The sequence below is a fragment of the Flavobacterium cupreum genome, from assembly GCF_003996965.1.
In the GTDB taxonomy this organism is placed as follows: Bacteria; Bacteroidota; Bacteroidia; order Flavobacteriales; family Flavobacteriaceae; genus Flavobacterium; species Flavobacterium cupreum.
Genome location: NZ_QWDM01000002.1, coordinates 374,269 through 397,127 on the forward strand (window position 1 = coordinate 374,269; position 22,859 = coordinate 397,127).

The 22,859-nt window shown below is 35.8% G+C and carries 24 protein-coding genes; 14 read left to right on the forward strand and 10 right to left on the reverse strand.

Annotated features, from left to right (window positions below; genetic code table 11):
* Nucleotides 1-5: 5 nt before the first annotated feature.
* Nucleotides 6-1,082, reverse strand: coding sequence for a DegT/DnrJ/EryC1/StrS family aminotransferase (locus tag D0817_RS04245; protein WP_127337160.1), 1,077 nt, complete (start codon nt 1,080-1,082; stop codon nt 6-8).
* 256 nt (nt 1,083-1,338) lie between these two features.
* Here D0817_RS04245 and D0817_RS04250 point away from each other — a divergent pair, with 256 nt between their 5' ends.
* Genes D0817_RS04250 through D0817_RS04275 form a run of 6 tightly spaced genes read left to right on the forward strand, consistent with a single transcriptional unit; the run spans nt 1,339 to nt 6,108 of the window.
* Nucleotides 1,339-1,569: a phosphopantetheine-binding protein gene (locus D0817_RS04250; RefSeq protein ID WP_127337161.1), complete on the forward strand. Its 231-nt coding sequence runs from the start codon at nt 1,339-1,341 to the stop codon at nt 1,567-1,569.
* A 5-nt stretch (nt 1,570-1,574) separates the two neighbouring features.
* Nucleotides 1,575-2,630 (forward strand): 3-oxoacyl-ACP synthase III family protein, encoded by a 1,056-nt coding sequence (locus tag D0817_RS04255; RefSeq protein WP_127337162.1) that lies wholly within the window; start codon nt 1,575-1,577, stop codon nt 2,628-2,630.
* Nucleotides 2,627-3,712, forward strand: coding sequence for an aromatic ring-hydroxylating oxygenase subunit alpha (locus D0817_RS04260; RefSeq protein WP_127337163.1), 1,086 nt, complete (start codon nt 2,627-2,629; stop codon nt 3,710-3,712). Before D0817_RS04255 ends, D0817_RS04260 begins: the two co-directional genes overlap by 4 nt.
* Nucleotides 3,712-4,455 (forward strand): SDR family NAD(P)-dependent oxidoreductase, encoded by a 744-nt coding sequence (locus tag D0817_RS04265; RefSeq protein WP_127337164.1) that lies wholly within the window; start codon nt 3,712-3,714, stop codon nt 4,453-4,455. The genes D0817_RS04260 and D0817_RS04265 overlap by 1 nt, the downstream gene beginning before the upstream one ends.
* 7 nt (nt 4,456-4,462) lie before the next feature.
* Entirely contained in the window at nt 4,463-5,473 is a 1,011-nt protein-coding gene (locus D0817_RS04270; protein WP_127337165.1) for a ketoacyl-ACP synthase III, read from the forward strand.
* The gene (locus D0817_RS04275) at nt 5,473-6,108 is read left to right on the forward strand and encodes a PglD-related sugar-binding protein (RefSeq protein ID WP_127337166.1); all 636 of its coding nucleotides are present in this window, start codon (nt 5,473-5,475) and stop codon (nt 6,106-6,108) included. The genes D0817_RS04270 and D0817_RS04275 overlap by 1 nt, the downstream gene beginning before the upstream one ends.
* A 52-nt stretch (nt 6,109-6,160) precedes the next feature.
* Here D0817_RS04275 and D0817_RS04280 read toward each other — a convergent pair whose 3' ends face one another.
* The 4 genes from D0817_RS04280 to D0817_RS04295 form a co-directional block, all read right to left on the reverse strand.
* The gene (locus D0817_RS04280; protein ID WP_127337167.1) at nt 6,161-6,976 is read right to left on the reverse strand and encodes a glycosyltransferase; all 816 of its coding nucleotides are present in this window, start codon (nt 6,974-6,976) and stop codon (nt 6,161-6,163) included.
* Nucleotides 6,977-6,986: 10 nt separating this feature from the next.
* Complete coding sequence (locus D0817_RS04285; protein ID WP_127337168.1) at nt 6,987-7,952, reverse strand: hypothetical protein; 966 nt, start codon at nt 7,950-7,952, stop codon at nt 6,987-6,989.
* Between the two features lie 2 nt (nt 7,953-7,954).
* Nucleotides 7,955-8,917 (reverse strand): WaaS/CpsH family glycosyltransferase, encoded by a 963-nt coding sequence (locus D0817_RS04290; RefSeq protein WP_127337169.1) that lies wholly within the window; start codon nt 8,915-8,917, stop codon nt 7,955-7,957.
* A 133-nt stretch (nt 8,918-9,050) separates the two neighbouring features.
* Entirely contained in the window at nt 9,051-10,127 is a 1,077-nt protein-coding gene (locus tag D0817_RS04295; protein WP_127337170.1) for a glycosyltransferase family 4 protein, read from the reverse strand.
* 80 nt (nt 10,128-10,207) lie between these two features.
* Between D0817_RS04295 and D0817_RS04300 the strand changes: the two genes are divergently transcribed.
* Complete coding sequence (locus D0817_RS04300) at nt 10,208-10,972, forward strand: lipopolysaccharide kinase InaA family protein (protein ID WP_127337171.1); 765 nt, start codon at nt 10,208-10,210, stop codon at nt 10,970-10,972.
* On the opposite strand, the gene D0817_RS04305 is transcribed toward D0817_RS04300, so the two are convergent.
* Nucleotides 10,953-11,732 carry a glycosyltransferase family 2 protein gene (locus D0817_RS04305; RefSeq protein ID WP_127337172.1) on the reverse strand — a complete coding sequence of 260 codons (780 nt, stop codon included), beginning with the start codon at nt 11,730-11,732 and terminating at the stop codon, nt 10,953-10,955. The two genes, D0817_RS04300 and D0817_RS04305, sit on opposite strands and share 20 nt — an antisense overlap.
* Nucleotides 11,733-11,742: 10 nt before the next feature.
* Nucleotides 11,743-12,819 carry a glycosyltransferase family 9 protein gene (locus tag D0817_RS04310; protein WP_127337173.1) on the reverse strand — a complete coding sequence of 359 codons (1,077 nt, stop codon included), beginning with the start codon at nt 12,817-12,819 and terminating at the stop codon, nt 11,743-11,745.
* Nucleotides 12,820-12,946: 127 nt separating this feature from the next.
* On the opposite strand from D0817_RS04310, the gene D0817_RS04315 reads away from it, so the two are divergent.
* Entirely contained in the window at nt 12,947-13,693 is a 747-nt protein-coding gene (locus tag D0817_RS04315) for a glycosyltransferase family 2 protein (protein ID WP_127337174.1), read from the forward strand.
* Nucleotides 13,694-13,784: 91 nt separating this feature from the next.
* On the opposite strand, the gene D0817_RS04320 is transcribed toward D0817_RS04315, so the two are convergent.
* Nucleotides 13,785-14,600, reverse strand: a complete 816-nt coding sequence (locus tag D0817_RS04320) for a 2,3,4,5-tetrahydropyridine-2,6-dicarboxylate N-succinyltransferase (protein ID WP_127337175.1) — start codon at nt 14,598-14,600, stop codon at nt 13,785-13,787.
* 289 nt (nt 14,601-14,889) lie between these two features.
* On the opposite strand from D0817_RS04320, the gene D0817_RS04325 reads away from it, so the two are divergent.
* From D0817_RS04325 to D0817_RS04335, 3 genes are all read left to right on the forward strand, one after another.
* Nucleotides 14,890-15,510, forward strand: coding sequence for a PAS domain-containing protein (locus tag D0817_RS04325; protein WP_127337176.1), 621 nt, complete (start codon nt 14,890-14,892; stop codon nt 15,508-15,510).
* A gap of 133 nt (nt 15,511-15,643) precedes the next feature.
* Nucleotides 15,644-16,060: a Holliday junction resolvase RuvX gene (gene ruvX / locus D0817_RS04330; RefSeq protein WP_127337177.1), complete on the forward strand. Its 417-nt coding sequence runs from the start codon at nt 15,644-15,646 to the stop codon at nt 16,058-16,060.
* Nucleotides 16,061-16,185: 125 nt separating this feature from the next.
* A complete protein-coding gene (locus tag D0817_RS04335; RefSeq protein ID WP_127337178.1) occupies nt 16,186-17,682 on the forward strand; it encodes a malate:quinone oxidoreductase in 1,497 nt (498 codons plus the stop codon).
* A gap of 39 nt (nt 17,683-17,721) precedes the next feature.
* Here D0817_RS04335 and D0817_RS04340 read toward each other — a convergent pair whose 3' ends face one another.
* Complete coding sequence (locus D0817_RS04340) at nt 17,722-19,944, reverse strand: FUSC family protein (protein WP_127337179.1); 2,223 nt, start codon at nt 19,942-19,944, stop codon at nt 17,722-17,724.
* Nucleotides 19,945-20,142: 198 nt separating this feature from the next.
* Here D0817_RS04340 and def point away from each other — a divergent pair, with 198 nt between their 5' ends.
* The 3 genes from def (at nt 20,143) to mazG (ending at nt 22,169) form a co-directional block, all read left to right on the forward strand.
* A complete protein-coding gene (gene def, locus D0817_RS04345; protein WP_127337180.1) occupies nt 20,143-20,733 on the forward strand; it encodes a peptide deformylase in 591 nt (196 codons plus the stop codon).
* A 61-nt stretch (nt 20,734-20,794) separates the two neighbouring features.
* Complete coding sequence (locus tag D0817_RS04350; protein WP_127337181.1) at nt 20,795-21,295, forward strand: DUF5606 family protein; 501 nt, start codon at nt 20,795-20,797, stop codon at nt 21,293-21,295.
* 103 nt (nt 21,296-21,398) lie between these two features.
* The gene (gene mazG, locus D0817_RS04355; RefSeq protein WP_127337182.1) at nt 21,399-22,169 is read left to right on the forward strand and encodes a nucleoside triphosphate pyrophosphohydrolase; all 771 of its coding nucleotides are present in this window, start codon (nt 21,399-21,401) and stop codon (nt 22,167-22,169) included.
* On the opposite strand, the gene D0817_RS04360 is transcribed toward mazG, so the two are convergent.
* Entirely contained in the window at nt 22,170-22,850 is a 681-nt protein-coding gene (locus D0817_RS04360) for a Crp/Fnr family transcriptional regulator (RefSeq protein WP_127337183.1), read from the reverse strand.
* Between the last annotated feature and the right edge of the window lie 9 nt (nt 22,851-22,859).

Here is a 22,859-nt window from a genome sequence, read left to right on the forward strand (position 1 = left end):
ACTTTTTAAGAGGTTATTGTATTGATAATGGCAGTAATTTTTTCTAAATCAAGGGTAGGAAGGCCAACATATAAGGGCAGGCACATTACTCTTGAAGCGATAGATTCCGATACGGGCATTTCAGCACCATTGGTGTAAGGTATCGTGTTTAAAGAAGGATAAAAATAACGTCTTGGCTGTATGTTTTCCTTTGCCAGTGCTTCCTGAACTTCCAGTAAAATCGCTTCAGATTCAAAAATTACCGGGTAATAGCTATAATTCCATTCGGTATTTTCCCTGATTTTTATGTTTTTAAGGTTTTTGAAATTCAGATTGGCATTGTAAAAATCAGTTACCTTTTTTCTTTCGGCAATAATATGTTCCATATAAGGAAAAAGCGCCAGTCCCATAGCTGACTGCAGTTCTGAGATTTTAGCATTGATGCCAAGTCCGTGAAATGCCAGAGGGCCGTTATGTCCGAAATTATGACTGTAAAATAAAGTATGTTGTGTTTCTTCATCTTTGCAGAACATAGCACCGCCTTCTCCGGTATGAAACAATTTGGTAGCGTGAAAACTGCAGGTGCTTACATCCCCAAATTGAAATATCGATTCGTTATTATAAGTTACCCCAAAACAATGTGCGGCATCATAAATCACTTTCAGATTGTGTTTTTCGGCGATAGCGGCGATCGCTTCGATAGCACATGGATTTCCAAAAACGTGAGTCGCCAGAATTGCCGTTGTTTTGGAAGTAATGGCCGCTTCGATTTTGGTTTCGTCTATCGTTAGGTATTCCGGATTTATATCAACAAAAACGGGAGTGCAATTTTCCCATACAATGGCAGCCGAAGTAGCCACATACGAAAACGGAGTTGTGATGATTTCTCCTCCTTTTCCAAAAAGCTTTAAGGCAATTTGTAAAGGTATCGTACCGTTATTAGTAATAGTAATATGAGGAACATTCAGATAATTTTTAAGTTTATCTTCCAATTCTATTGTCAGTTCACCGCGATTTGTGAGCCAAACTTTATCCCACGCCCGTTTTACATAAGAATTGTATTCTTCCTGCGGAGGTAGAAAAGTTTTGGTTACTGGAATCATTTAATTATGTATTTAGTAAGTTTAATTAACCTTTAAGGGTAAACTATTGTTATATTTGCGGGGTAAAAATAACAAAAGAATGCTGATTTATCAGCATAAGCGGGAATTATAAAAAACAGAAGCATTATCTGGCAGGCCTGACGCTTTGAAAAACAAGTTTTTAGGAATGGTTTTCGCGGGATAAATAAATAACTTCCCTTTTGGGTTTTTATAAAAATCGGAAATAGAATAAAAACAAAATAAATTTAGGACTACTATGGAAATCAACACTTTTTTGCAAAATTTTGCAGATCTTTTAGATGATACGGATGCAACATTAATTAAACAAGAAACTGTTTTCAGAGATCTGGAAGAATGGGATTCGCTGACCGCTTTGTCACTGATCGCTATGGCTGATGAAGAATATTCAGTAAAACTGACCGGAGATGATATTAAATCTTCCAATTCATTAAACGACATCTTCGAAATAATAAAAAATAAAGGGTAATTGAAATGGCTACTTTTTCAGTAAATAATATTGCAATAAAAGGTATATCGTGTTGCGTTCCAAAAAATCTGGAGCGCAATATTGATTTAGATATATTGACAGAGGAAGAAATTCAGAGATTTATTGATGCAACCGGAGTGGAAGAAAGACGTATTGCAACCAAAGAAATCTGTACTTCTGATTTGTGCGCTGAAGCTGCTGAAAAATTAATCAAAGACCTGAACTGGCAAAAAGACGAAATAGAAATCCTGGTTTTTGTTTCGCAGACGGCCGATTATATTTTACCCGTTTCTGCGGCCATACTTCAGGACAGATTGGGATTGTCGACCAACTGTATCGCTTTTGATGTTCCTCTGGGATGTTCCGGATATGTGTACGGAATGTCAATCATAGCGGGTATGATGAAAGCAACCGGTTTAAAAAAAGGCTTGCTTCTGGCCGGAGATACGAGCAGTAAACTGCTTTCTAAATCAGATAAAAGCACTGTTCCGCTTTTTGGAGACGGAGGAAGTGCCACAGCATTTGAATTTGATGAAAATGCATCAGATTTACTTTTTGACTTAGGAACTGATGGTTCGGGCTACAAAACCATAATTGTAAACGACGGCGGATCCAGAAACAGAATTAATTCGGATTCACTAACCTATCATACAATTTCACCCGGAATCGAAAGAAACGCCTGCCAGCTGATCCTGGACGGAATGGACGTTTTTAGCTTCGGAATATCACAAGCCCCGAAAACGGTCAACAAACTGATTGAAAAGTTTGAGATCGATAAGGAAGCAATTGATCATTTTGTTTTTCATCAGGCCAATTTAATGATGAATAAAATGATCGTTAAAAAATTAAAATTACCGGTCGAAAAAGTGCCATATTCACTAAAAGAATTCGGAAACACGTCTTCTACAACCATTCCGTTGACCATCGTAACAGCTTTACAAGACAAGCTGAATAACGCAGATCAGGATTTAATCCTTTGCGGATTCGGAGTAGGTTTATCCTGGGGAACAGCAAAAATAACACTGAACAATGCTGTAATTTCAGATTTAATTGAACTATGATAAAAAATTTAAATTACATAGATGAAACCGTTTTTCTAAAAGAAAAATCTTTGTTTTTTAAGGAGTCCTGGATATTAGTTGCGCATAAGAATGAACTGGCAAACAACAATGATTTTGTTACTTTAGAGTATTTTGGAAATAAGATATTTATCCAAAACTATAACGGTACCCTGAAATCTTTTCAGAATGTTTGTCTGCACCGGTTCAATACCATTCATGAGGAACCTTACGGAAACAGGGTTTCTTCCTGTTTATACCATAACTGGACTTATGGCAAAAAAGGAAATGTAATCGGATTGATGTGCCGAAATTCATTCGAAAAAGATAACATCAGCGCATTAAGGCTAAAAGAATATGAAATTGATTATTGCGGCGATTTTGTTTTCATAAAATTAAACGATCAGCTCGACAGAAGTTTAAACGATTATTTAGGAAACGTATTTGCTTCGTTAGCAGAAATCAGTCGGCATTTTGGTGCCAAAACCATTGATTATACGATTGAACATAAAGTCAACTGGAAACTTTTGGTAGAAAATGTTCTGGAATGTTACCATTGTACTTCGGTTCATGAAAATTCATTTGCAAAAATGGGATTTGGATCAGTAGCTCCGGAAAAGTTTGATTTTTTCGAAGCGCACAGCTGGTGTGAATTTCCAAAAGGAGATGATGTAAAGCCAAATAAAATCATCGAAAAATCATTAGCCGACAGAACTTTCAAAACGCAGGGCTATCTGCATTTTTACAGTTATCCCAATGCCTTTATAAGTTCGGTAGAAGGAAAAGGATTTTATTTCGGATTTATGTTTCCGGAATCACCTTCAAAAACCAATTTAAGAGTTCGTTATTTCGCTCCTAAATTCGAAAAAGAACTAAGCGAATCGCAACAGAATATTATTGACTTCATTAACAACAGTTCCAACGAATCACTGGATTTGGTTTTGAATGAAGACAAAAAGATAGTCGAAAATATTCAGACCAATCTGGAGCATTTTAAAGACAGTTCGCCGATATTCGGTGATGAAGAGTTCAGGATTTTAAAATTCTACGACTATTTTAATAAAAAAGAATTAAACGATATATAATGAATCCATTTGATTTATCAGGAAAAAAAATACTAGTAACGGGAGCTTCTTCGGGCATTGGTTACGAAACCTGTCTGGCCATTACAAGACAGGGAGGAACCTTTATAGCGATCGCCAGACGCCGTGATTTTCTCGAAAAATTAATTGAAGAATGTGGAACTGAAAATAGTTTTATCGCTGCCGACTTATCTAAAATGGAAGACATTAAGGCTATTGTAGAAACGATTGAAAATATTGACGGAATTGTGCATTCGGCTGGAATTGTATCCTTAGCACCGGTGAAGTTCTACACAGAAGAATTAATGAACGAGATGAGATCGATAAATTTTGACTCCGTTGTATATCTGGTAAACCTGATTTTCAAAAAGAAAAAAATAAACAAGGGAAGTTCCATTGTTTTGGTTTCGTCGATTGCAGGTTTGTTCGGAATGAAAGGAAACGGAATTTATGCCGCCGGAAAAGGGGCCTTAATTGCGATTTCAAAAGTTTGGGCAAGCGAGTTTGCCAACAGTAAAACACGTGTCAATTGTGTTTCGCCGGGAATGGTAAAAACAGAAATAACAGCAAGATCTATTGAAGATTTATCTTTGGAAGTCATTCAGCAGGATGAAAAAAAATACCCTTTAGGATATGGTGACCCGGTTCAGGTGGCCAATCCGATTGTGTTTTTACTATCGGAAGCCAGCAGCTGGATCACGGGACAAAATATAGTTTTAGACGGAGGAAGAACTTCAACGATATAAATTTACAATGAAAGCCAATATAAAAGCCATTTCGTATTATTTACCTGAATCAGTGCTGACAAATGATCTGATAAATCAGGAATTTCCGGAATGGGGTATTGAAAAGATCAGTGCAAAAACCGGAATCAATGCCCGGCATATCAGTGCCAAAGATGAGTTTTCATCCGACATGGCAGTTAAGGCGGCCGAAAAATTATTCGCTGAACATAACATCGACAAATCAGAAATTGATTTTTTATTGTTTTGCACGCAGAGCCCTGATTATTTTTTGCCCACTACGGCTTGTATCATTCAGGAAAAATTAGGCCTTGAAACCACCATTGGTGCGCTGGATTTTAATTTAGGATGCTCCGGTTTTGTCTATGGTTTAAGTCTGGCCAAAGGACTGATCGCCGGAGAAATGGCAAAAAATGTATTGCTGATCACTTCAGAAACGTACTCAAAATTTATTCATCCCAAAGACAAAAGCAATAAAACTATTTTTGGCGACGCCGCCGCTGCAACTTTGATTAGCAGTGAAAAAGGATTTTGTACGCTGGGTAATTTTGTTTTCGGAACAGACGGGAAAGGGGCTGAAAACCTGATTGTAAAACAGGGCGGAATGCGTTTTCCGGTTTCCGATAAAAATGAAGATATAGTGGATGAATTTGGAAATGTCCGAAATGATAAAAACCTGTTTATGAACGGAACCGAAATCTTCAATTTCACCGGAGAATTTGTTCCACAGCTGACAGAAGCCATTTTAGAAAAGTCAAATTTAGCCAAAGAAGATATTGACTTATTTGTTTTTCACCAGGCGAATAAATACATGCTGAACCATTTAAGGAAAAAAATAAAAATCCCCGAAGAGAAATTCTTTATCGCTATGGAAGAATGCGGAAATACGGTTTCCTCCACCATTCCGATAGCCTTATATGAAGCGCAGAAACAAGGAAAAGTAAATAACTGCAAAAATGTAATACTGGCAGGATTTGGTGTCGGATATTCCTGGGCGGCCTGTAATTTAATAGTGGAATAATGAAGAATTTAATCATAATAGGAGCAAGAGGTTTCGGACGTGAGGTATATGATCTGGCCATTCAATGTGCCGGATTCAATATAGAATACGTGGTTAAGGGTTTTTTGGATGATAAAGCAGATGCTTTGGCAGGTTTCGAAAATTATCCTGAAATTATTGGATCAGTGGAAGATTATGAAATTGTAGAAAATGACGTTTTTGTTTGCGCCTTAGGCAGTATCAAATGGAAGAAACATTATACAGAACTAATCCTGAATAAAGGAGCCCAGTTTATCAATTTAATTCATCCCTCAACAACTCTCAACACCAATGCTGTCGTGGGTGTCGGCCTGATTGTTTTTATGAATTCGAATATCAGTAACGATTGCACCATTGGCGATTTTGTGACTATACAGGGGTATGTAGGTTTGGGACACGATACAAGGATCGATAAATGGTCGCATTTAAGCGCTTATAGCTTTACAGGAGGTTTCGTAGTATTGGAAGAGGAAGTACTCCTAAATACCAGAGCTACTGTTTTACCGCACGTAATTGTTCGAAAAGGCGCTACAGTCGGAGCATCAAGCCTGGTCATTAAAAATGTAAAAGAAGGCATTACTGTTTTTGGAGTTCCTGCTAAAAAACTGGACTTTTAAGTTTTTTTGTAAATGTGAAATGTAAAAGTACGACTATAATATAAAGGGTCTGTTATTGCAACAGAGCCTTTATCTTATAATTTAGTTTTTCAAAAAATGAAGCATCTTTTGAACGAATCTTTAAAATCTGCCTGTTTAGTATTTTCTGAACGTCAGTATCAAAATAGGTTTTCAGTTTCGTCAGGAAATTAATCATAATCACTCTTTGCTCGGCATCCTTTTTTGAAGACCAGTAGGAGGTGTTGTGAATACGATAAACAGACATCGGTTTATCGATGTACTTTATTTTTCCATGCTGGGCATTCAGCATGTGCAGAAAATAATCGCCGATAGGGGCTTCACTGAAATACTGTGGCAATTCGCCAAAAAGATTGTTGCGGTACACAACACTTGGGGTGTGAATATAATTGTTTTTGGCAAGCTCCTTAATCGTGGAAACCTCGGGAATTCGCTTTCTCGGATTGTCTTCTTTCATTTCCGTATCGGTCAGCAAATACACGTTATGAAAGCAAATACTAAAATCAGGATTGGCTTCTAAAAATTCAACCTGTATTCTTAGTTTTTGATCGTCGCACCAGTAATCGTCTCCTTCGCATAAAGCGATATATTTTCCTGAAGCTTTCTCTAGGGCAGCAACAGAATTAGGCATCATTCCGAGGTTAGTCTCGTTATTATAATACTTTACCTTATGGCCGTTAGGATTGCTGGCAATTGTTTCTTTAATGATGGCATCTGTATCATCTGTTGATTTATCATTAGAGATCACAAGTTCAAATTCAAAATCAGTATGCTGAGACAAGATACTTTCTATGGCCTGCTTAATATACGCCGAGTGATTATAGGTAATCATTACAACACTTACAAACATAGTATTCAAGTTAGTTTTTATTAAAAAGTTTTTTTACGTCTTCGATCATCCTGCTTTTTTCATTCATCACAAACGTTCTGAAAACTGAAAATTCCTGAAAAACCTCTTCATAATTATTCATGGTATGATTAATTAATTCAACTACTTTTTCAGGCTGCCTGTCATCGCTATGTAATTTGTATTTTTCGGGTATTCCCAGATCTTCTTTAAAGGCTGAGGTTCCGTCACGGCCTGTTAACAAACAAACACCGGAGACTAGTCCTTCCCTCGGAATTTTATCGCGGCCGGGAAAATAACCAAAGTCAATATGAAGTTTGGTTTTTCGCAGCGTATCTCTCATTTGCTCTCTCGTCATACCTGACAATGGTGTCCACTGGTATTGCGGAAGAAGTTCCATGTATTTCTCGATCTTATCCAGTCCTTTTTTAGGATTGTAAGTAATGATATTTTCTTTTGTAAACTTTTCAGGAAGATTGTCAAAGAAAAGTTCCGTAACATAGTCGCATAAGTAAGCGATTTCATTGTCCAGTTTTTTGGTCAGCAAAAACTCTTTTGTTCTTTGGGACTGGTACCAGTGTGTTACCGTTTTATTAGGCTCAAAGCGATATTCGGTATGTTTATAAGGCACAAAAATCTTTCTGATCCAGTTTTTTTTCTTTTCTCTGCTGTTCATCAGCACCTCATAAAAATCAAGGCTTAGCCACCATACTTTCTTCTCCGACAAAGGATATTTAGCAATCAGGTTGGTCATTGATTCCGGTATAATGATCACATTGTCTGCGCTGTCTTTTATTCTTCTTACGTAAGGAACATTGTAATTTTTGTAAAAAGGGTGAACAGGGTCCTTTTTGTATTTGGTGTATAACATTTTTGCATTATATCCCAGTGTATTCAGAATATAACCCAACTGGTGCAATGCTTCCGGCCCTCCGGTAGCTTTTTTGGGAGGACAGATGATATATATATTTTGTGACATCGTTATTTGGAGATATTATTATAAACTACATTTTTAATCCAGCCTTCTAAAGTGTATTTATTAAAAATTTCTTCAGGTATTTTTTGATATTCTTTTTCGAAAAACGAAACCGGAATATCCGGATTTTTTTCATCAATTACCAAAATGTTATTCGGGTTGTAAAAATCATAATTTACAATATCCGAGTTGGTAGTAATTAACTTTTTCTGAAGTCCGATACTTTCAAATACACGGAATGTTAATCCGATTTGTTTTTTCCGGTTGATATCAAGTAAAACCTGAGAGCGGCTTATATATTCATTTATTTCTGATAAGGGAATATGATTGGTAATAAATTCAATCGTTGACGTCCTTCTCTGAAACTTTTTGTTATACACAAAAAATTTGTGACTAATATTTTTTGCTTTTAAATCACTGGCAATTTTAGAAAGAATGGAAAGCCTTTTATCCTGTGATATAATATTAAAAACCTGGTATTCAAATGGCTTTTCGTTTGTAACACAAACGGAGTTGTAAATCCAGTTGGTGCCGAATTTTAAATTGTATTTTTTGCAGTCTTCTTTTTCAAAAGAATAAACTTCATCAAAATGCGGAATGACACGAATTATTTTTGGACATCGATGCGTGTTGTCGTTAAAATAAGCAATTGTTTTTTTTCCGTATTTTTTTAATTCTGCTACACTTTTCGGATCAATAAAATCACCTTTGATCACTACAATTAAATCCTGGATTTTATCAATCTCTTTTAGGTTTTCAATTATTTTTTTACCGAAATACATAGTCTTAAGGTTTTTCTTAAGGAACGTTTTCAGGAAAAAATTATATGCTCTGTATAGTATACTGGAATATTTGTACTCGTATTTATTAAAATTAATGTGGTGTACATTATGGCCCTGTTTTTCTAAGGCAGTAGCGATATGATTATTGAATCCCCAATTATCAAGGCTTATTAAGGTTATGTGCATAATGTATAGTTGTTGGAACGATGACGCGAAATTAAGAAAAATTTAACAATAAAAGGTGGATTGTGATTTTGTTTGGACTTTTATTTTGTTTCTGTTTTCGAAACACAAAAATCACACCAGTATTGTGGTATTCTTAGTATAATATTTTTTTATAAATATTAAAATATTCGCTGGCAGCTGTTTCCCATTTAAAACTTGCAGCTCTTTTTTTGAGGAGCGTTTCTTTTTCCGGTTTATTGTGTTCATGTTCCTCTAAACCCGTAAATAAAACTGTTTTCATGTATTCCGGATCAAAATTGATCCAGTAATTAGATTCGCTTCCGCCAATTTCAGGAAGAGAAGTCCGGTCTGATAAAAATGTAGGCTTTCCAAAACTCATGGCTTCAATAGGAGGAAGGCCAAAACCTTCGCGTATGGATGGAAAAAGAAAAGCGGTACAGTTTTTCATGTAAAATTGCTTGCCCTCATCAGATACTTTTCCTGTTAAAAAAACCTGATTGGATAAGCCTTGATCCACAATCAGTTTTTTAATTTCCTCACCGTATTTTTTATTGTTGTTTCCCGATATGATTAAATTAAAATCTTTAATAAATTTCATCATGTTAATGATGGATTCGTAATTTTTTCGCTCTATAAAATCCCCAATAGTATAGAAAAAAGGTTTGTCTACAGGAACATTCGGTACATAAGAATCGGTATTTAAAAGTGCCGAAATCGGATTACCATTATAAATAACATACTCGGAAACATTGGGCACATCAAAAAAAGCATGGGTTTGTTTCTTCGCAAATTCAGAAATGTACGTAATCGCAGTCGCTTTTTTTAATTTAGCTTCAAAAAGTTTACTTAACTCCTGATTGTAATCGGAAGATCCTTCTTCTATAAAATGGATATCATGAACAGTAAGTAAATATTTGTTGCAATGAAAAGGTTCCACTTTTGTATTTTGATTTACAGAATGCCATAAATCATATTTAGTTCGTGTTCTGAAGAAGCCTAATCTGGATAAACTTGTATATTTGTGGTAATCAAATTTCTCACCAAATTCACTTTCAAGAAGTTTTACATCTTTCGCATTGAGTGTTAACTTCATATTTTCAAAATTCAATGCTGACAATCCCTTGATTAACTCGTAGTTAAAAGTACCTAAACCGCCCGCTCTGTTATTGATATTATGAGTTTCTAAAAAAACACTCTTGTGATGTGGCATTATTTTTTTTTACGAAAATACAATATTAATTTGAAGAATTAAATTGTATACGTACTTTTGTTCGTTTATAACCAGACCCAATGAATTTTAAAATAAATCCGATTTTTGCTGACGAAACTACATCGATACTTGCTATTATTAAAGCATTTAATACCTCAGGAACGATCTTTGGTAATGGACAACGTAACATTATAAAACTATTTGAATTCAATCATAAAACGATCAATATAAAGTCGTTTAAAATTCCAAATGTAATCAATAAAATAGCGTATAAGTATTTTAGAAAATCAAAGGCAAGGCGCTCTTTTGAATATGCTACGATTTTGCTCGAAAAAGGGATCGGAACGCCGCAACCCATCGCATTTCTTGAAAATTTCAACTGGCTTGGGCTGAGGGACAGTTATTATGTGAGTGAACATCTGGTAACGGAACTGACGTACAGAGAACTGGTCGAAATTCCGGATTATCCGGACCATGAAAATATATTAAGGCAATTTACCCGATTTAGTTTTGACCTTCATGAAAAAGGAATTGAGTTCCTCGATCATTCCCCCGGAAATACCTTAATTAAAAAAATTGGGGAAGATACCTATGACTTTTTTCTGGTGGATCTGAACAGAATGGAGTTTCATGACACCATGAGCTTTGAAATGCGAATGAAAAATCTGTGCCGACTGACTCCCGTAAAAGAAATGGTGGCTGTAATGAGTAACGAATACGCCAGATTGTACGGAGAACCGGAGCAAAAGACATTCGATACTTTATGGAAGTATACCGCTGACTTTCAGGAACAATTCTACAGAAAAAAACGTCTCAAAAAGAAACTTAAATTCTGGAAGAAGTAGTGAGTTTCTGCAATTCTTTGTAACGTATAAAAATACTATAAGCATTCAGGTAACATATCGTAACTCCTTTTAAGCCGTCCAGAAATCCAAGACGAATTAAAAACTGATACAAAAAAGTATAAACAGGATGGAAAATCATTAGTAAACGCGATGATTGCTGTCCTTTTTTTAGTTTTTCATTAGCCTTTAAAATACCGTACAGATACATTTTGTTTTTGTAATCCCCGTAATTCGAATATGAAAAATGAATCAGTTTGTTTTTTAAAACAGAAATAGGTCCCTCTACAATCAGCTTCTCATGAACCATTCGGTCTTCGGTATACCGGCATTTGGTTTTATTAAAAAGCCTGAAGATTTTATCTGTTTGCCAGCCGCTAAAGCGCAACTTCTTGTTTTTGAACATAAAAGTACGATAGATTAGATAAGCACTGTCCGGACTGCCATTATTGATGGTAGCGATAATTTCAGTTTTAAGGTCAGCTGTTAAACGCTCATCGGCATCAATAAACAATATCCATTCATTACTGGCCTGATCTAATGCAAAATTACGTTGTGAAGTATAATTAATGAATTGATGCTGAATTAAACGGACGTTTTTAAAAGATTCAATTACAGGCACGGTCTGATCGGTACTGTAAGAATCTACTACAATAATTTCGTCAGCAAAATCGATATCCTCCAGTAGGGATTTTATATGCAATTCTTCGTTAAGAGTAATAATCAAAACGGATAACTTTTGCTTTTCAGAAGTAGTATTCATCTAATGATTTTTACTGTTCTTCATTTTTATATTCCTGAAAATAAGTCTCCAGTTTTTCAAGCATGAGCTCTAAAGGATATTCGGCATAATACTCAAAAGTATGCTCTTTAATATATTGTTCGGTGTGCTGCTCGTATATTTCCGGTTTTAAATCCTTCAGGTGAATAGAAGAGTGTTTGGCTTCATTTTCAAACAATTGCCAGGTTTCCTTTCGTACGGAAGGCGTAAAAATAGAGAAGGTAGGAATGTCAAGGGCTTTCGCCATATTTACGGCACCGCCTTCATTTCCGATCAGCATATCACATTGTGAAAGTAACGCCAGAAACGGTCGTAATTCGGTACAGTATAAATCAAAAATAATGTGTTTTTTGGTTGCTTCGCTGCAATTATTATAAACTTCCAAAGCCAATTCTTTTTGGTCCGGGATATAATTAAAGATAATTTTAGCATTGGTTTTGGCCACCGTAAAATCAATAATTTTTGCCATTCCTTCCAGAGGATAGGTTTTGTACACTTCGCTTCCTAAAATCCCAAACATAATCAGCGGAGTCTCTTCCGTCTGGATGTTGTACTTTTTCAGGAGGTTTTTGGCTTCTTCAATTTCAGAATCTTTTAAGAAAATTTTCGGTTTGACATCTGTAATTTTTTCAGAAATAAAAGGTTTCAGAAGTAATAACCTGTTTTCAATGGCCAGTCCGTGTTCGGATTCTACGGCATCAAAACGTTCGTACGTATAATTATAGAATATTTTGGTATACCATTTACGATACGAAACTTTATATTTTGCCCCTGAAAATAAGGTAATCAGGTTGGTCTCTAATTTAGAGTACACATCAATGACAGCATCGTATTTTTTTCTACGAATCTGGAAAATAAATTTAAATAAGGAAGGAATAGATTTTCTTACCTTATTTGTTAACGGAATAATAGTGTCAATATTTGGATTTTCTTTCAGTACATCAACAGAATTGGGATAGCACATATAATCAATTGCAGCTTCCGGAAACTTTGTTTTAAGGTTGTTACAGATTATGGTACTGGTTAGCACGTCTCCAATTCTTTTTTGCTGAATGACTAATATTCTCATTTATTTAAAATTCAATTTGCAGGCTAAATTACAAACTATTTTATAAAGTGTGCAACCGTATCGCGACAATAAGGCCAAACTAAATTAAAAAAGTTATATTTTTGTAGCTCATAAATTAAATTTTACAATGAAGATTAGCGGTTTGGTTATTACTTTTAATGAAGAGAAAAACATTGGTAAATGCATTGATGCTTTGCAAAAAGTTTGCGATGAAGTAATTATTGTAGATTCGTTCAGTAAAGACCGCACGGTTGAAATTGCAAAAGAAAAAGGAGCTGTAGTAGTACAACAGTCTTTTTTAGGAGATGGACCACAACGCACCCACGGTTTGCCTTATTGTAAAAATGACTGGATCCTGAATCTTGATGCAGATGAATTTCTTGACAGGGATGCCGAGGAATTTATACTCAAAGAAAAATATCTGGAAGGAAATTACGATGCTTTCAGCTTCAGGGTTAAAAACTTTTTAGGAAATAAACTTATCGATTTTTCGGGCTGGTATCCGGACCATAAAGTTCGTTTTTTCAATAAACAAACAGCAAGACCTTCAGATTCTATCGTACATCAGAAAATCATAACACAAAACGAGAAAAAAGTAGCTGTACATATTTTGCACTACGGCTGGGATTCCTTAGATCAGATTATTGCGAAGAAAAATCAATATTCAGGCTGGCATGCACAACAATTGTTTGATCAGGGGAAGAGAATCAATGCTTTCAAACCCGTTCTGAACGGTACAGTAGCTTTTATTCGCTGCTACTTTTTTAAGAAAGGAATATTCAATGGTATCGAAGGATTGTCAATCGCCATGATCCAGAGTTTTTTTTCGTATATGAAATATGCCAAGCTATTAAAGCTTCAGAAAAAACAATAAAAACAAGAAAACAAGAAATTCCAATAAAAAAATTCCAAATTCCAATTGATAAGTATTGGAATTTGGATTTTTTTTATTTGGAATTTTAAAACTATACTGCTACATCATATTCGCGTAAAGCATTATTCAGTGAAGTTTTCAAATCTGTAGAAGGTTTACGTGTACCAATGATCAGTGCACAAGGAACCTGAAATTCTCCGGCAGCAAATTTCTTAGTATAACTTCCCGGAATTACAACAGAACGTGCAGGAACATAACCTTTCATTTCAACTGGTTCATCACCCGTAACATCTATAATTTTAGTAGAGGCAGTAAGACATACATTGGCTCCAAGAACTGCTTCCTTACCAACGTGAACACCTTCAACAACAATACAACGGGAACCCACAAAAGCACCGTCTTCAATAATTACCGGAGCAGCCTGTAACGGCTCTAAAACCCCGCCAATACCAACACCACCGCTTAAGTGAACATTTTTACCAATCTGTGCACAACTACCAACAGTGGCCCAGGTGTCCACCATTGTTCCTTCATCTACATAAGCTCCGATGTTTACATAACTTGGCATTAAAATAACACCGCTTGAAATGTAAGCCCCGTAACGTGCCACAGCATTGGGTACTACACGAATTCCTTTTTCAGCGTAACCTCTTTTTAGTAACATTTTATCGTGATATTCGAAAATACCGGATTCCAATGTTTCCATTTTTTGAATTGGGAAATACATTACAACTGCTTTTTTTACCCATTCATTTACCTGCCATCCTTCACCAACCGGTTCAGCAACACGTAATTTTCCTGCGTCTAATAGTTCTATAACTTCTCTGATAGCATCAGTGGTAGTAGTTTCCTGTAATAAAGCTCTGTTTTCCCAAGCTTGTTCAATGATCGTCTGTAAAGAATTCATAAGTTTTAATTTTTTGCAAAGATAGCGTATTTGGCCAAAAGCAAAAAAGTAAAACCATTTGAAAATGTTACAGGCGTAACATTTTGTTTTTAATTTGATAAATAAATTTTGGAGAAAGAAAAAGCAATGAACCCAACGTATGATAAATGTTTTTTAGCTGACAAAATATGATAAAAGTCAGATTTTGAGTTTTTACTTCTCATTAGTTTTGCGCCATAATTCAGGTCTTACAAGCGGAATTATCAAATACCAATTACCAGTCCAAACAAACAAATTAATCAGCTAAGATATGAATCAGGAAAATCAGCTTCAGGGTCGAACCATTATTGATAAAGAAGTCTCTTGGGATAAAACCCAGGTTATTATGAGTAAAACAAATGCCTTTGGTATTATCGAATATGCAAACGAAGTCTTTATAGATGTCTGCGGATACGAAGACTACGAGCTTATGGGACAGCCACATAATATTATCAGGCATCCCGATATGCCAAAAGTAATTTTTAAGGTGCTTTGGGAAAATCTGAAGGCAGGTAAAAACTTTCATGCCATTGTAAAAAACCTGGCAAAATCAGGAAGATACTATTGGGTAATTACTGATTTTGAAATTGCCAAAGATGAAAATGGTGTAATCGTAAATTATTTCGGAAGAAGACAGGCGGTTCCTCAGGAAGTTGTCGCCATGCACATTGAGCCTTTGTATAAAAAATTATTACAGATTGAAGCCGCAAGCGGAGTAGAATTTAGTGAAAAATACCTGATTGGTTTCTTAGAAGAAAAGAAAAGAACTTATATTGAATATATCAAAGAATTGATCTTGGAACATGAAAAAACACAATCAAAATCTGCTCATCACGACGAAGTGGAGGAGGAAGACGAGAGAGGTTTTTTTGGTCGTTTATTTGGTAGATAATCCCACTTTTTTTAGGTTTTAAACGTTGGAAGAGTCCGTTTTGAGAAATCAAAGCGGATTTTTTTTTGTAAAATGAAATATTTTCTTTTCCCGTTTGTGCATTTTCCTTTCTATCTTTGATAAAAATTACAAAATGCCAAGAATCCTATCCTTAGATTACGGACAAAAACGTACCGGAATTGCCGTTACCGATGAAATGCAGATTATAGCTTCAGGGTTAACAACAATTCCGACGAGCACTTTAATAGATTTTCTGAAAGACTATTTTTCCAAAGAAAAAGTCGAAGCTGTACTAATTGGCGAACCCAAACAAATGAACGGGCTTCCGTCTGAAAGCGCCTCTGTAATCAAGGGATTTGTGACCCATTTTTCTAATATTTTTCCGGAGATGAAAGTCGTTCGCGTCGATGAAAGATTTACGTCGAAAATGGCATTTCAGACCATGATAGATAGCGGATTAAGTAAAAAACAACGCCAGAATAAAGGTTTGATTGACGAAATTTCAGCCACCATTATGCTGCAGGACTATCTTTCTTCTAAACGTTTTTAGGTATAATTGGATTTAATTTTACTTTTTAGGAAAAAATTATAATTTTCTAACTTTTATCATGTAAAAATTAGTTTTTTTTTGCGATTGAAAAAAGTACCTTTGCACTTTAAAAACAAATTACTGTTATGCCTGACAATACAATACGTTCCAATAGTGAAGTAGTGCTTATTGGAGCTGGAATTATGAGTGCAACTCTCGGATTAATTTTGAAGGAGTTACAACCCGATATTAAAATTGAAATTTACGAAAGATTAGATGTTGCAGCAGCCGAAAGCTCTGATGCATGGAATAATGCGGGAACCGGACATTCTGCCTTTTGTGAGTTAAATTACACTCCCGAAAAGGCTGACGGAAGTATTGATCCTAAAAAAGCAATCAGTATAGCAGAATCATTTGAAGTTTCCCGTCAGTTTTGGTCGTACCTGGTGCAGCAAAATAAAGTTCCGTCTCCGGAAAATTTCATCAAAAGCGTTCCCCACATGAGTTTTGTCTGGGGAGATAAAAACGTCGAATACCTTAAAACACGTTTCGAAGCTTTACAAAGCAATCCGATTTTTGCTCAAATGTCTTTCAGTACAGATTTTGAACAATTAAAACAATGGATGCCGCTTGTGATGGAAGGCAGGGAAAATAACGAAAAACTAGCTGCTACACACATGCCTATCGGTACCGATGTGAATTTCGGTGCACTGACCAGAAGCATGTTTAATTATCTGGAAAAACTGGATGGTGTTTCTTTATATTTTAATCACGAGGTTAAAAAATTAAATCAGCGCGAAGATAAATCATGGAGAATTAAAATTACCGATTTGTCTACAGGCCAAAAAAGAAAAGCCTATACCAAATTCGTCTTTATCGGAGCAGGAGGTGGTTCACTGCCATTACTGGAAAAAGCAAATGTTCCCGAAGGAAATGGTTACGGCGGTTTCCCGGTAAGCGGGCAATGGTTGAAATGTACCAATCCGGAAGTAATCGCAAAACATCAGGCAAAAGTGTACGGAAAAGCAAGCGTTGGGGCACCTCCAATGTCTGTTCCACATATAGATACACGTGTAATTGATGGTGAAAAAGCACTTCTTTTCGGACCTTTCGCCGGATTTTCGACACGTTTCCTAAAGAACGGATCGTACCTTGATTTGCCATTATCCATAAAAGCAACTAACTTAATTCCGATGTTATCAGCGGGATTCCATAATATACCGTTGACGAAATATTTAATTGAGCAGGTGCGTCAGTCCCCAAAAGACAGAATGGCAGCACTTCGTGAATATTTGCCAACAGCACGTTCCAAAGACTGGAAACTGGAAAGAGCAGGACAACGTGTTCAGGTGATCAAAAAAGATGAAAAAGAAGGCGGAGTGTTAGAATTTGGAACAGAAGTAATCAATACCCATGACGGAACTTTAGCAGTTTTGTTAGGCGCTTCTCCAGGGGCTTCAACAGCAGTTTCCATTATGATAGATTTAGTGAGCAGATGTTTTACTAATCAAATGAAAACACCGGAATGGGAAGCGAAAATGAAAAATATGGTTCCCTCTTACGGTAAAACCTTAAATGATAATCCGGAACTGTTAGCAGCAACCAGAAAACATACTGCTGAAGTTTTAAAGCTTACTAATTAGATTCAGATCTCAGCTATATAAATAACAAATCCAGATGAATTAATCTGGATTTGTTGCTTTTAGTTCTTTCGTGATTTTCAATATTTTTTCTGCCAGGTTACTCATCCAGATCAGTTGTTCAATAACCATCTGGGCTTCCTGCATCTTCGCCTGACGGGTTTCTTTATCGAGTTCGTCATCTGTTGCCAGACGAGTGAAATTAATACGTTTCAGTTCTTCAAATTGCAGCGTCACATCCTCTTTATCAAAAAAAGTATCGGTTAAAATAGTTTCGTTTTTTAAAACTGAAATCGAATGATCTAAATTCAATAGAATCGTTTTAATAATATAATTGAATGATTCCGACGCAGATGTAGTCTGATGTGACTGAATATAAGTCGACAGGGAAGCCAGTGCCGAAAGCAGCGAATGATTCAATACCACCAGTTTATTGACAAGGGGCAGCGTTTTCTGCTTCGATTTCGGTTCCTGCATCATACGCTGAAAAGAGGTCATTAAATTACCAATTTCTACAAAGGCATTTTTTCTTGACAAACGGTAAGAAGTAGGTGTTTCTCCTTTTTTATTATAAAAATCAGCAATTTCCTTCAGATAATTCCTGTTGGCCCGAATCGAATTTTCAATATGAATCGGAGTATTTATAAACTCCCATGCAGGCCATAAAAACTGGTTGGCAAGAAAAGCCAGAATGGCTCCGGTAAGCGAATCCAGTATTCTGAACTGAATTACTTCTACAATATTGGGAGTCAGAATCCCATAAATAAAAACCACATACATCGTTACGAAAGTGGCGCTTATTTTATAATTAATCTGTGTAAAAGAGATACCAAGCAGCATGCAGACAATAGAAAATATACTCAGGGCGACATGGTTCTGAACCAGGGATACAATTCCGAATGCCAGTAAACCGCCCAATACAGTTCCGAAGATTCTATTGTAAGAGCGCTCTTTTGTCAGTCCGTACCCCGGGCGCATAATGACAACGATGGTCAGTAAGATCCAGTACACATTCTGGAAAGGCAGAAATTTTCCAATAAAAAAACCAATCAGAATCGTAATCGTCAACCGAAGCGAATGCCTGAAAATAGAGGAAGAAAAACTCATATTCTCAATAAGTGTCCGCAACGGATAGTATTGCGGGGTCAGAAATTTTTCCAGCTCTTTGTCCTTGTCTTTTAATTTATAAGACTGCATGGCAAGTGAGAAAGCCCTTTGGATAATCTTAATTTTTCCGACCTGGTTTTTAGCATATTTCAGCATATTCGTCAGCATCAGTACACCTTCGCTGGCTTCCTCTTTTCCTAAGCTTTTTTCATAGTCAAAAATGGCAAATTCAAGAGCGTCTATTTCATTTTTCAAATCATTTTTATCTACATAAGCAGCAATATGATTGACATTTTTAGAAAGTTTTTTTAAGGTCGAAGCCAGTTTATAGGCAACATTCTGATACGTTCTCAAAACTTCGGGATGTTTGTCAAATTTCTCAAGTAGCCTGTTATGGTCAAATGAAGTATATAAAGCGAGTTCCTGAATTTCAATCAAAGTAATAAAGACAAGCAGCATTTTGCGATTCTGGCTTGTGGCGGCAGAGGTACTCTGGTTGCCAATTAAAACCTTTCTCAGGTCCTCATTGATTAGATTTAACTCCACCTGAAGGGCCAGTTGTTTCTCTGTTATCTTTTCGCGATTGGCTTCAGGGCTCCATAAATCACCTCTTAATTTTAAATATTTGGCCGTTAACTTTATGCCTTCGGCAATTTGTAATTCAACATATTTATAAGGCTGTACAAAATGAAATACAAGAGATACAATCAGATATAAAATACCGCCGACAAATATAAAACCCGAATATTCAACAGCATCCCAGCCTTCATGCAAATGACCAAAAGAGAGCGAAATAGAAAGTAAAGCAGAAAATGATACTAAAGTGGCGCGTTGGCCATAAACAGAAATCATACAGCATAAAAACAACAATAATCCTAAAAACGGATAAAATAAGAACGGAAACGGATAAGCAAGATTTACGAGTAAATTTACTCCCGAAACGATAAGCGAAGCCACAATAAGGCCTTTTATCTTATGCACCAAAGTGCTCGGTATATCACTCGGATAGGTATAAAAAGCCCCTAAAGCAATGGTGAAACCGATTTCAAAATGTCCCAGGAAATTTAAAATTAAAACAGGAACAACCGAGGCAATCGTTACTTTTGAAGCATTTAGAAAAGAGGTGCTGTTGGTGAATTTCGCGATACGATCAAACATATATTGAGGTTTACCAGCAAAGGTAAGAATTGTACGAATTATTTTGGCACAATTATAGATGAGTTTTTAATAAGCATGTAAAATTGATATTTATATGTTGTTTAGAATTATTCATTGACTATTTTTTACTATTTTTGCCAGCTGAATTATGAGAATAAAATTCAGTGTTTTCAGTAGATAATACATAAAATAATACAAATGATTTTACCAATTGTAGGATACGGTGATCCGGTTTTAAGAAAAGTGGGTGAGGCAATTACGCCGGAGTATCCAAACTTAAAAGAGATATTAGCAAACATGTATGAAACCATGTATAATGCTTATGGTGTTGGTCTTGCCGCGCCACAGGTAGGGATGGCAATTCGTTTGTTCGTAATTGATACAAATCCTTTTAGTGATGATGAAGATTTATCAGCAGAAGAACAAAATAAACTGAAAGGTTTCAAAAAAACTTTTATCAATGCCAAAATCGTTAAAGAAGAAGGGGAAGAGTGGAGTTTTAACGAGGGCTGTCTGAGTATTCCTGATGTTAGAGAGGATGTTTACAGAAAACCAACGGTTACAATTGAATATTGTGAAGAAGACTTCGTGATGAAAACAGAAGTTTTTGACGGTTTAATTGCAAGAGTTATTCAACACGAATACGACCATATAGAAGGCGTTTTGTTTACAGATAAAATATCTTCTTTAAAAAAGCGTTTGATTCAGAAGAAATTAAAAAATATTACGGAAGGCAAAACGTTTCAGGATTATAAAATGAAATTTGCCGCGGCTAAAAAAGGGAGATAATACTTTTGAAAAAATAGACCATAAAAAATAAACGAAATTCTTAATACAAATTATAATAAACATGAATTTAGAAAAAATATTAGCTGTTTCCGGGAAACCAGGTTTATATGCTTTAAAAGTACAGACTCGTACAGGATTTGTAGCTGAATCATTGACAGATGGAAAAAAAATCACTGTAAGCTTAAAAAGTAACGTAAGTTTATTGTCTGAAATTTCAATTTATACCCAGGATGGTGAAAAACCGCTGACTGAAGTAATGCAGCGTATTGCTGCTAAAGAAAACAAAGGTCAGGCGATTTCCCATAAAGAAGATAATGCAACTTTGGCGGCGTATTTTAAAGAAATTTTACCTGATTATGATGAAGAAAGAGTGTATCCGTCTGATATTAAAAAAGTATTAAACTGGTACAATACACTTCAGGCAAAGGGATTAGTGACGGATGCTGCTCCCGCTCCGGCAGAAGATAAAGAAGAAGCTCCGGTGGCAGAAGAAAAGCCAAAAAAAGCTCCTGCAGCTAAAAAAGCTCCTGCAAAAAAAGCAGCTGCTAAAAAAGACGAATAGTATACTTTACATTCAAAATATAATAATCCTGTTAAGATGTTTTCTTGGCAGGATTTTTTACTTTTACAACATTCGGTTATATCACCAAAAAAACATTTCAAAAATGAGTAAAGAACTTCAACTTCAGGCTTTCGAAAGATTATTAATTATCATGGATGAACTTCGTGAGCAATGCCCGTGGGATAAAAAACAGACTTTGCAAACGCTGAGGCACCTTACAATTGAGGAAACCTATGAATTAGGAGATGCCATTCTGGATAATGATTTAAATGAAGTTAAAAAAGAACTCGGAGACTTATTGTTGCATATCGTTTTTTATGCTAAAATAGGCAGCGAAACCAACGATTTTGATATTGCTGATGTCTGTAATGAAATTTGCGAAAAACTGATTCACCGTCACCCTCATATTTATAGTGATACAGTGGTAAAAGATGAAGAAGAAGTCAAGCAAAACTGGGAAAAACTGAAACTTAAAGAAGGGAAAAAATCGGTGCTGGAAGGAGTTCCGAGAAGTTTACCGGCTTTGGTAAAAGCAAGCAGAATTCAGGATAAAGTAAAAGGTGTAGGTTTTGACTGGGAAGAGCCACATCAGGTTTGGGATAAAGTACAGGAAGAATTAGAAGAACTGCAGGAAGAAGTAAAAGCAGGAGATCAGGATAAGATTGAAGCCGAATTTGGAGATGTACTATTCTCTATGATTAATTATGCCCGATTTTTAAACGTTAACCCGGAAGATGCCCTGGAGCGTACTAATAAAAAGTTTATCAAACGTTTTCAATACCTGGAAAGTAAAGCGGGCGAACTCGGAAAACCCCTGATGGATATGACCTTAGCAGAAATGGATGTATTTTGGAACGAAGCAAAAAAACTATGATTATTCAGCCAGTTTTTTTAAGGCTTTTTCATTTTTAAGCACAATCTTTTTACCTATTAATTCAATAAGTTCAAGCTTATTGAAATCTGATAATAATCGAATGCAGCTTTCGGTTGCAGTACCAATCATTCCGGCCAGTTCTTCTCTCGTAAGCTGAACCTTTAAAGTTTTGTCTGTATTCTCGCCAAAAGTGGCATGCAAATATAATAATGTTTCGGCCAGCCTTTGTTTTACGGTCTTTTGGGCCAGCGCAATCTTATCGTTTTCAGATTCTTTCAAATCTTCACAAACCGTTTGCATCAGGTTCATTGAAAACTGATTATTATTGTTGAAAAAATGAATAATTTCTGCTTTTGGAATAAAACAAACTTCCATGTCGGCAACAGCTTTTGCAGATAAATTAGCCGGTTCATTACTAATCATGGACCGCTGACCTAAAAGCTCTCCCGATTTAACCAGTTTTACAATCTGGTCTTTTCCGTTGGCGCTTAATTTTGAAAGTTTTCCAATACCGTCTTTTACACAAAAAACACCATTAGTGATTTCGCCTTCCTCAAAAATGGCTTCCCCTTTTTTTATACTGTAGGTTGTTTTGCTGTTAGCCAATTTAATAACTTCCTCTTTATTCAAAGCTTTCAGAGAGGTAAGCTGTCTTACGATGCATTGATCACATTTATTCATGGCAAATAG

Bases quoted from the DNA above. Each gene is read 5' to 3' on its own strand.
- D0817_RS04245 (WP_127337160.1), bottom strand. From the start codon at position 1,082: ATGATTCCAGTAACCAAAACTTTTCTACCTCCGCAGGAAGAATACAAT.
- D0817_RS04250 (WP_127337161.1), top strand. From the start codon at position 1,339: ATGGAAATCAACACTTTTTTGCAAAATTTTGCAGATCTTTTAGATGAT.
- D0817_RS04255 (WP_127337162.1), top strand. From the start codon at position 1,575: ATGGCTACTTTTTCAGTAAATAATATTGCAATAAAAGGTATATCGTGT.
- D0817_RS04260 (WP_127337163.1), top strand. From the start codon at position 2,627: ATGATAAAAAATTTAAATTACATAGATGAAACCGTTTTTCTAAAAGAA.
- D0817_RS04265 (WP_127337164.1), top strand. From the start codon at position 3,712: ATGAATCCATTTGATTTATCAGGAAAAAAAATACTAGTAACGGGAGCT.
- D0817_RS04270 (WP_127337165.1), top strand. From the start codon at position 4,463: ATGAAAGCCAATATAAAAGCCATTTCGTATTATTTACCTGAATCAGTG.
- D0817_RS04275 (WP_127337166.1), top strand. From the start codon at position 5,473: ATGAAGAATTTAATCATAATAGGAGCAAGAGGTTTCGGACGTGAGGTA.
- D0817_RS04280 (WP_127337167.1), bottom strand. From the start codon at position 6,976: ATGTTTGTAAGTGTTGTAATGATTACCTATAATCACTCGGCGTATATT.
- D0817_RS04285 (WP_127337168.1), bottom strand. From the start codon at position 7,952: ATGTCACAAAATATATATATCATCTGTCCTCCCAAAAAAGCTACCGGA.
- D0817_RS04290 (WP_127337169.1), bottom strand. From the start codon at position 8,917: ATGCACATAACCTTAATAAGCCTTGATAATTGGGGATTCAATAATCAT.
- D0817_RS04295 (WP_127337170.1), bottom strand. From the start codon at position 10,127: ATGCCACATCACAAGAGTGTTTTTTTAGAAACTCATAATATCAATAAC.
- D0817_RS04300 (WP_127337171.1), top strand. From the start codon at position 10,208: ATGAATTTTAAAATAAATCCGATTTTTGCTGACGAAACTACATCGATA.
- D0817_RS04305 (WP_127337172.1), bottom strand. From the start codon at position 11,732: ATGAATACTACTTCTGAAAAGCAAAAGTTATCCGTTTTGATTATTACT.
- D0817_RS04310 (WP_127337173.1), bottom strand. From the start codon at position 12,819: ATGAGAATATTAGTCATTCAGCAAAAAAGAATTGGAGACGTGCTAACC.
- D0817_RS04315 (WP_127337174.1), top strand. From the start codon at position 12,947: ATGAAGATTAGCGGTTTGGTTATTACTTTTAATGAAGAGAAAAACATT.
- D0817_RS04320 (WP_127337175.1), bottom strand. From the start codon at position 14,600: ATGAATTCTTTACAGACGATCATTGAACAAGCTTGGGAAAACAGAGCT.
- D0817_RS04325 (WP_127337176.1), top strand. From the start codon at position 14,890: ATGAATCAGGAAAATCAGCTTCAGGGTCGAACCATTATTGATAAAGAA.
- ruvX (WP_127337177.1), top strand. From the start codon at position 15,644: ATGCCAAGAATCCTATCCTTAGATTACGGACAAAAACGTACCGGAATT.
- D0817_RS04335 (WP_127337178.1), top strand. From the start codon at position 16,186: ATGCCTGACAATACAATACGTTCCAATAGTGAAGTAGTGCTTATTGGA.
- D0817_RS04340 (WP_127337179.1), bottom strand. From the start codon at position 19,944: ATGTTTGATCGTATCGCGAAATTCACCAACAGCACCTCTTTTCTAAAT.
- def (WP_127337180.1), top strand. From the start codon at position 20,143: ATGATTTTACCAATTGTAGGATACGGTGATCCGGTTTTAAGAAAAGTG.
- D0817_RS04350 (WP_127337181.1), top strand. From the start codon at position 20,795: ATGAATTTAGAAAAAATATTAGCTGTTTCCGGGAAACCAGGTTTATAT.
- mazG (WP_127337182.1), top strand. From the start codon at position 21,399: ATGAGTAAAGAACTTCAACTTCAGGCTTTCGAAAGATTATTAATTATC.
- D0817_RS04360 (WP_127337183.1), bottom strand. From the start codon at position 22,850: ATGAATAAATGTGATCAATGCATCGTAAGACAGCTTACCTCTCTGAAA.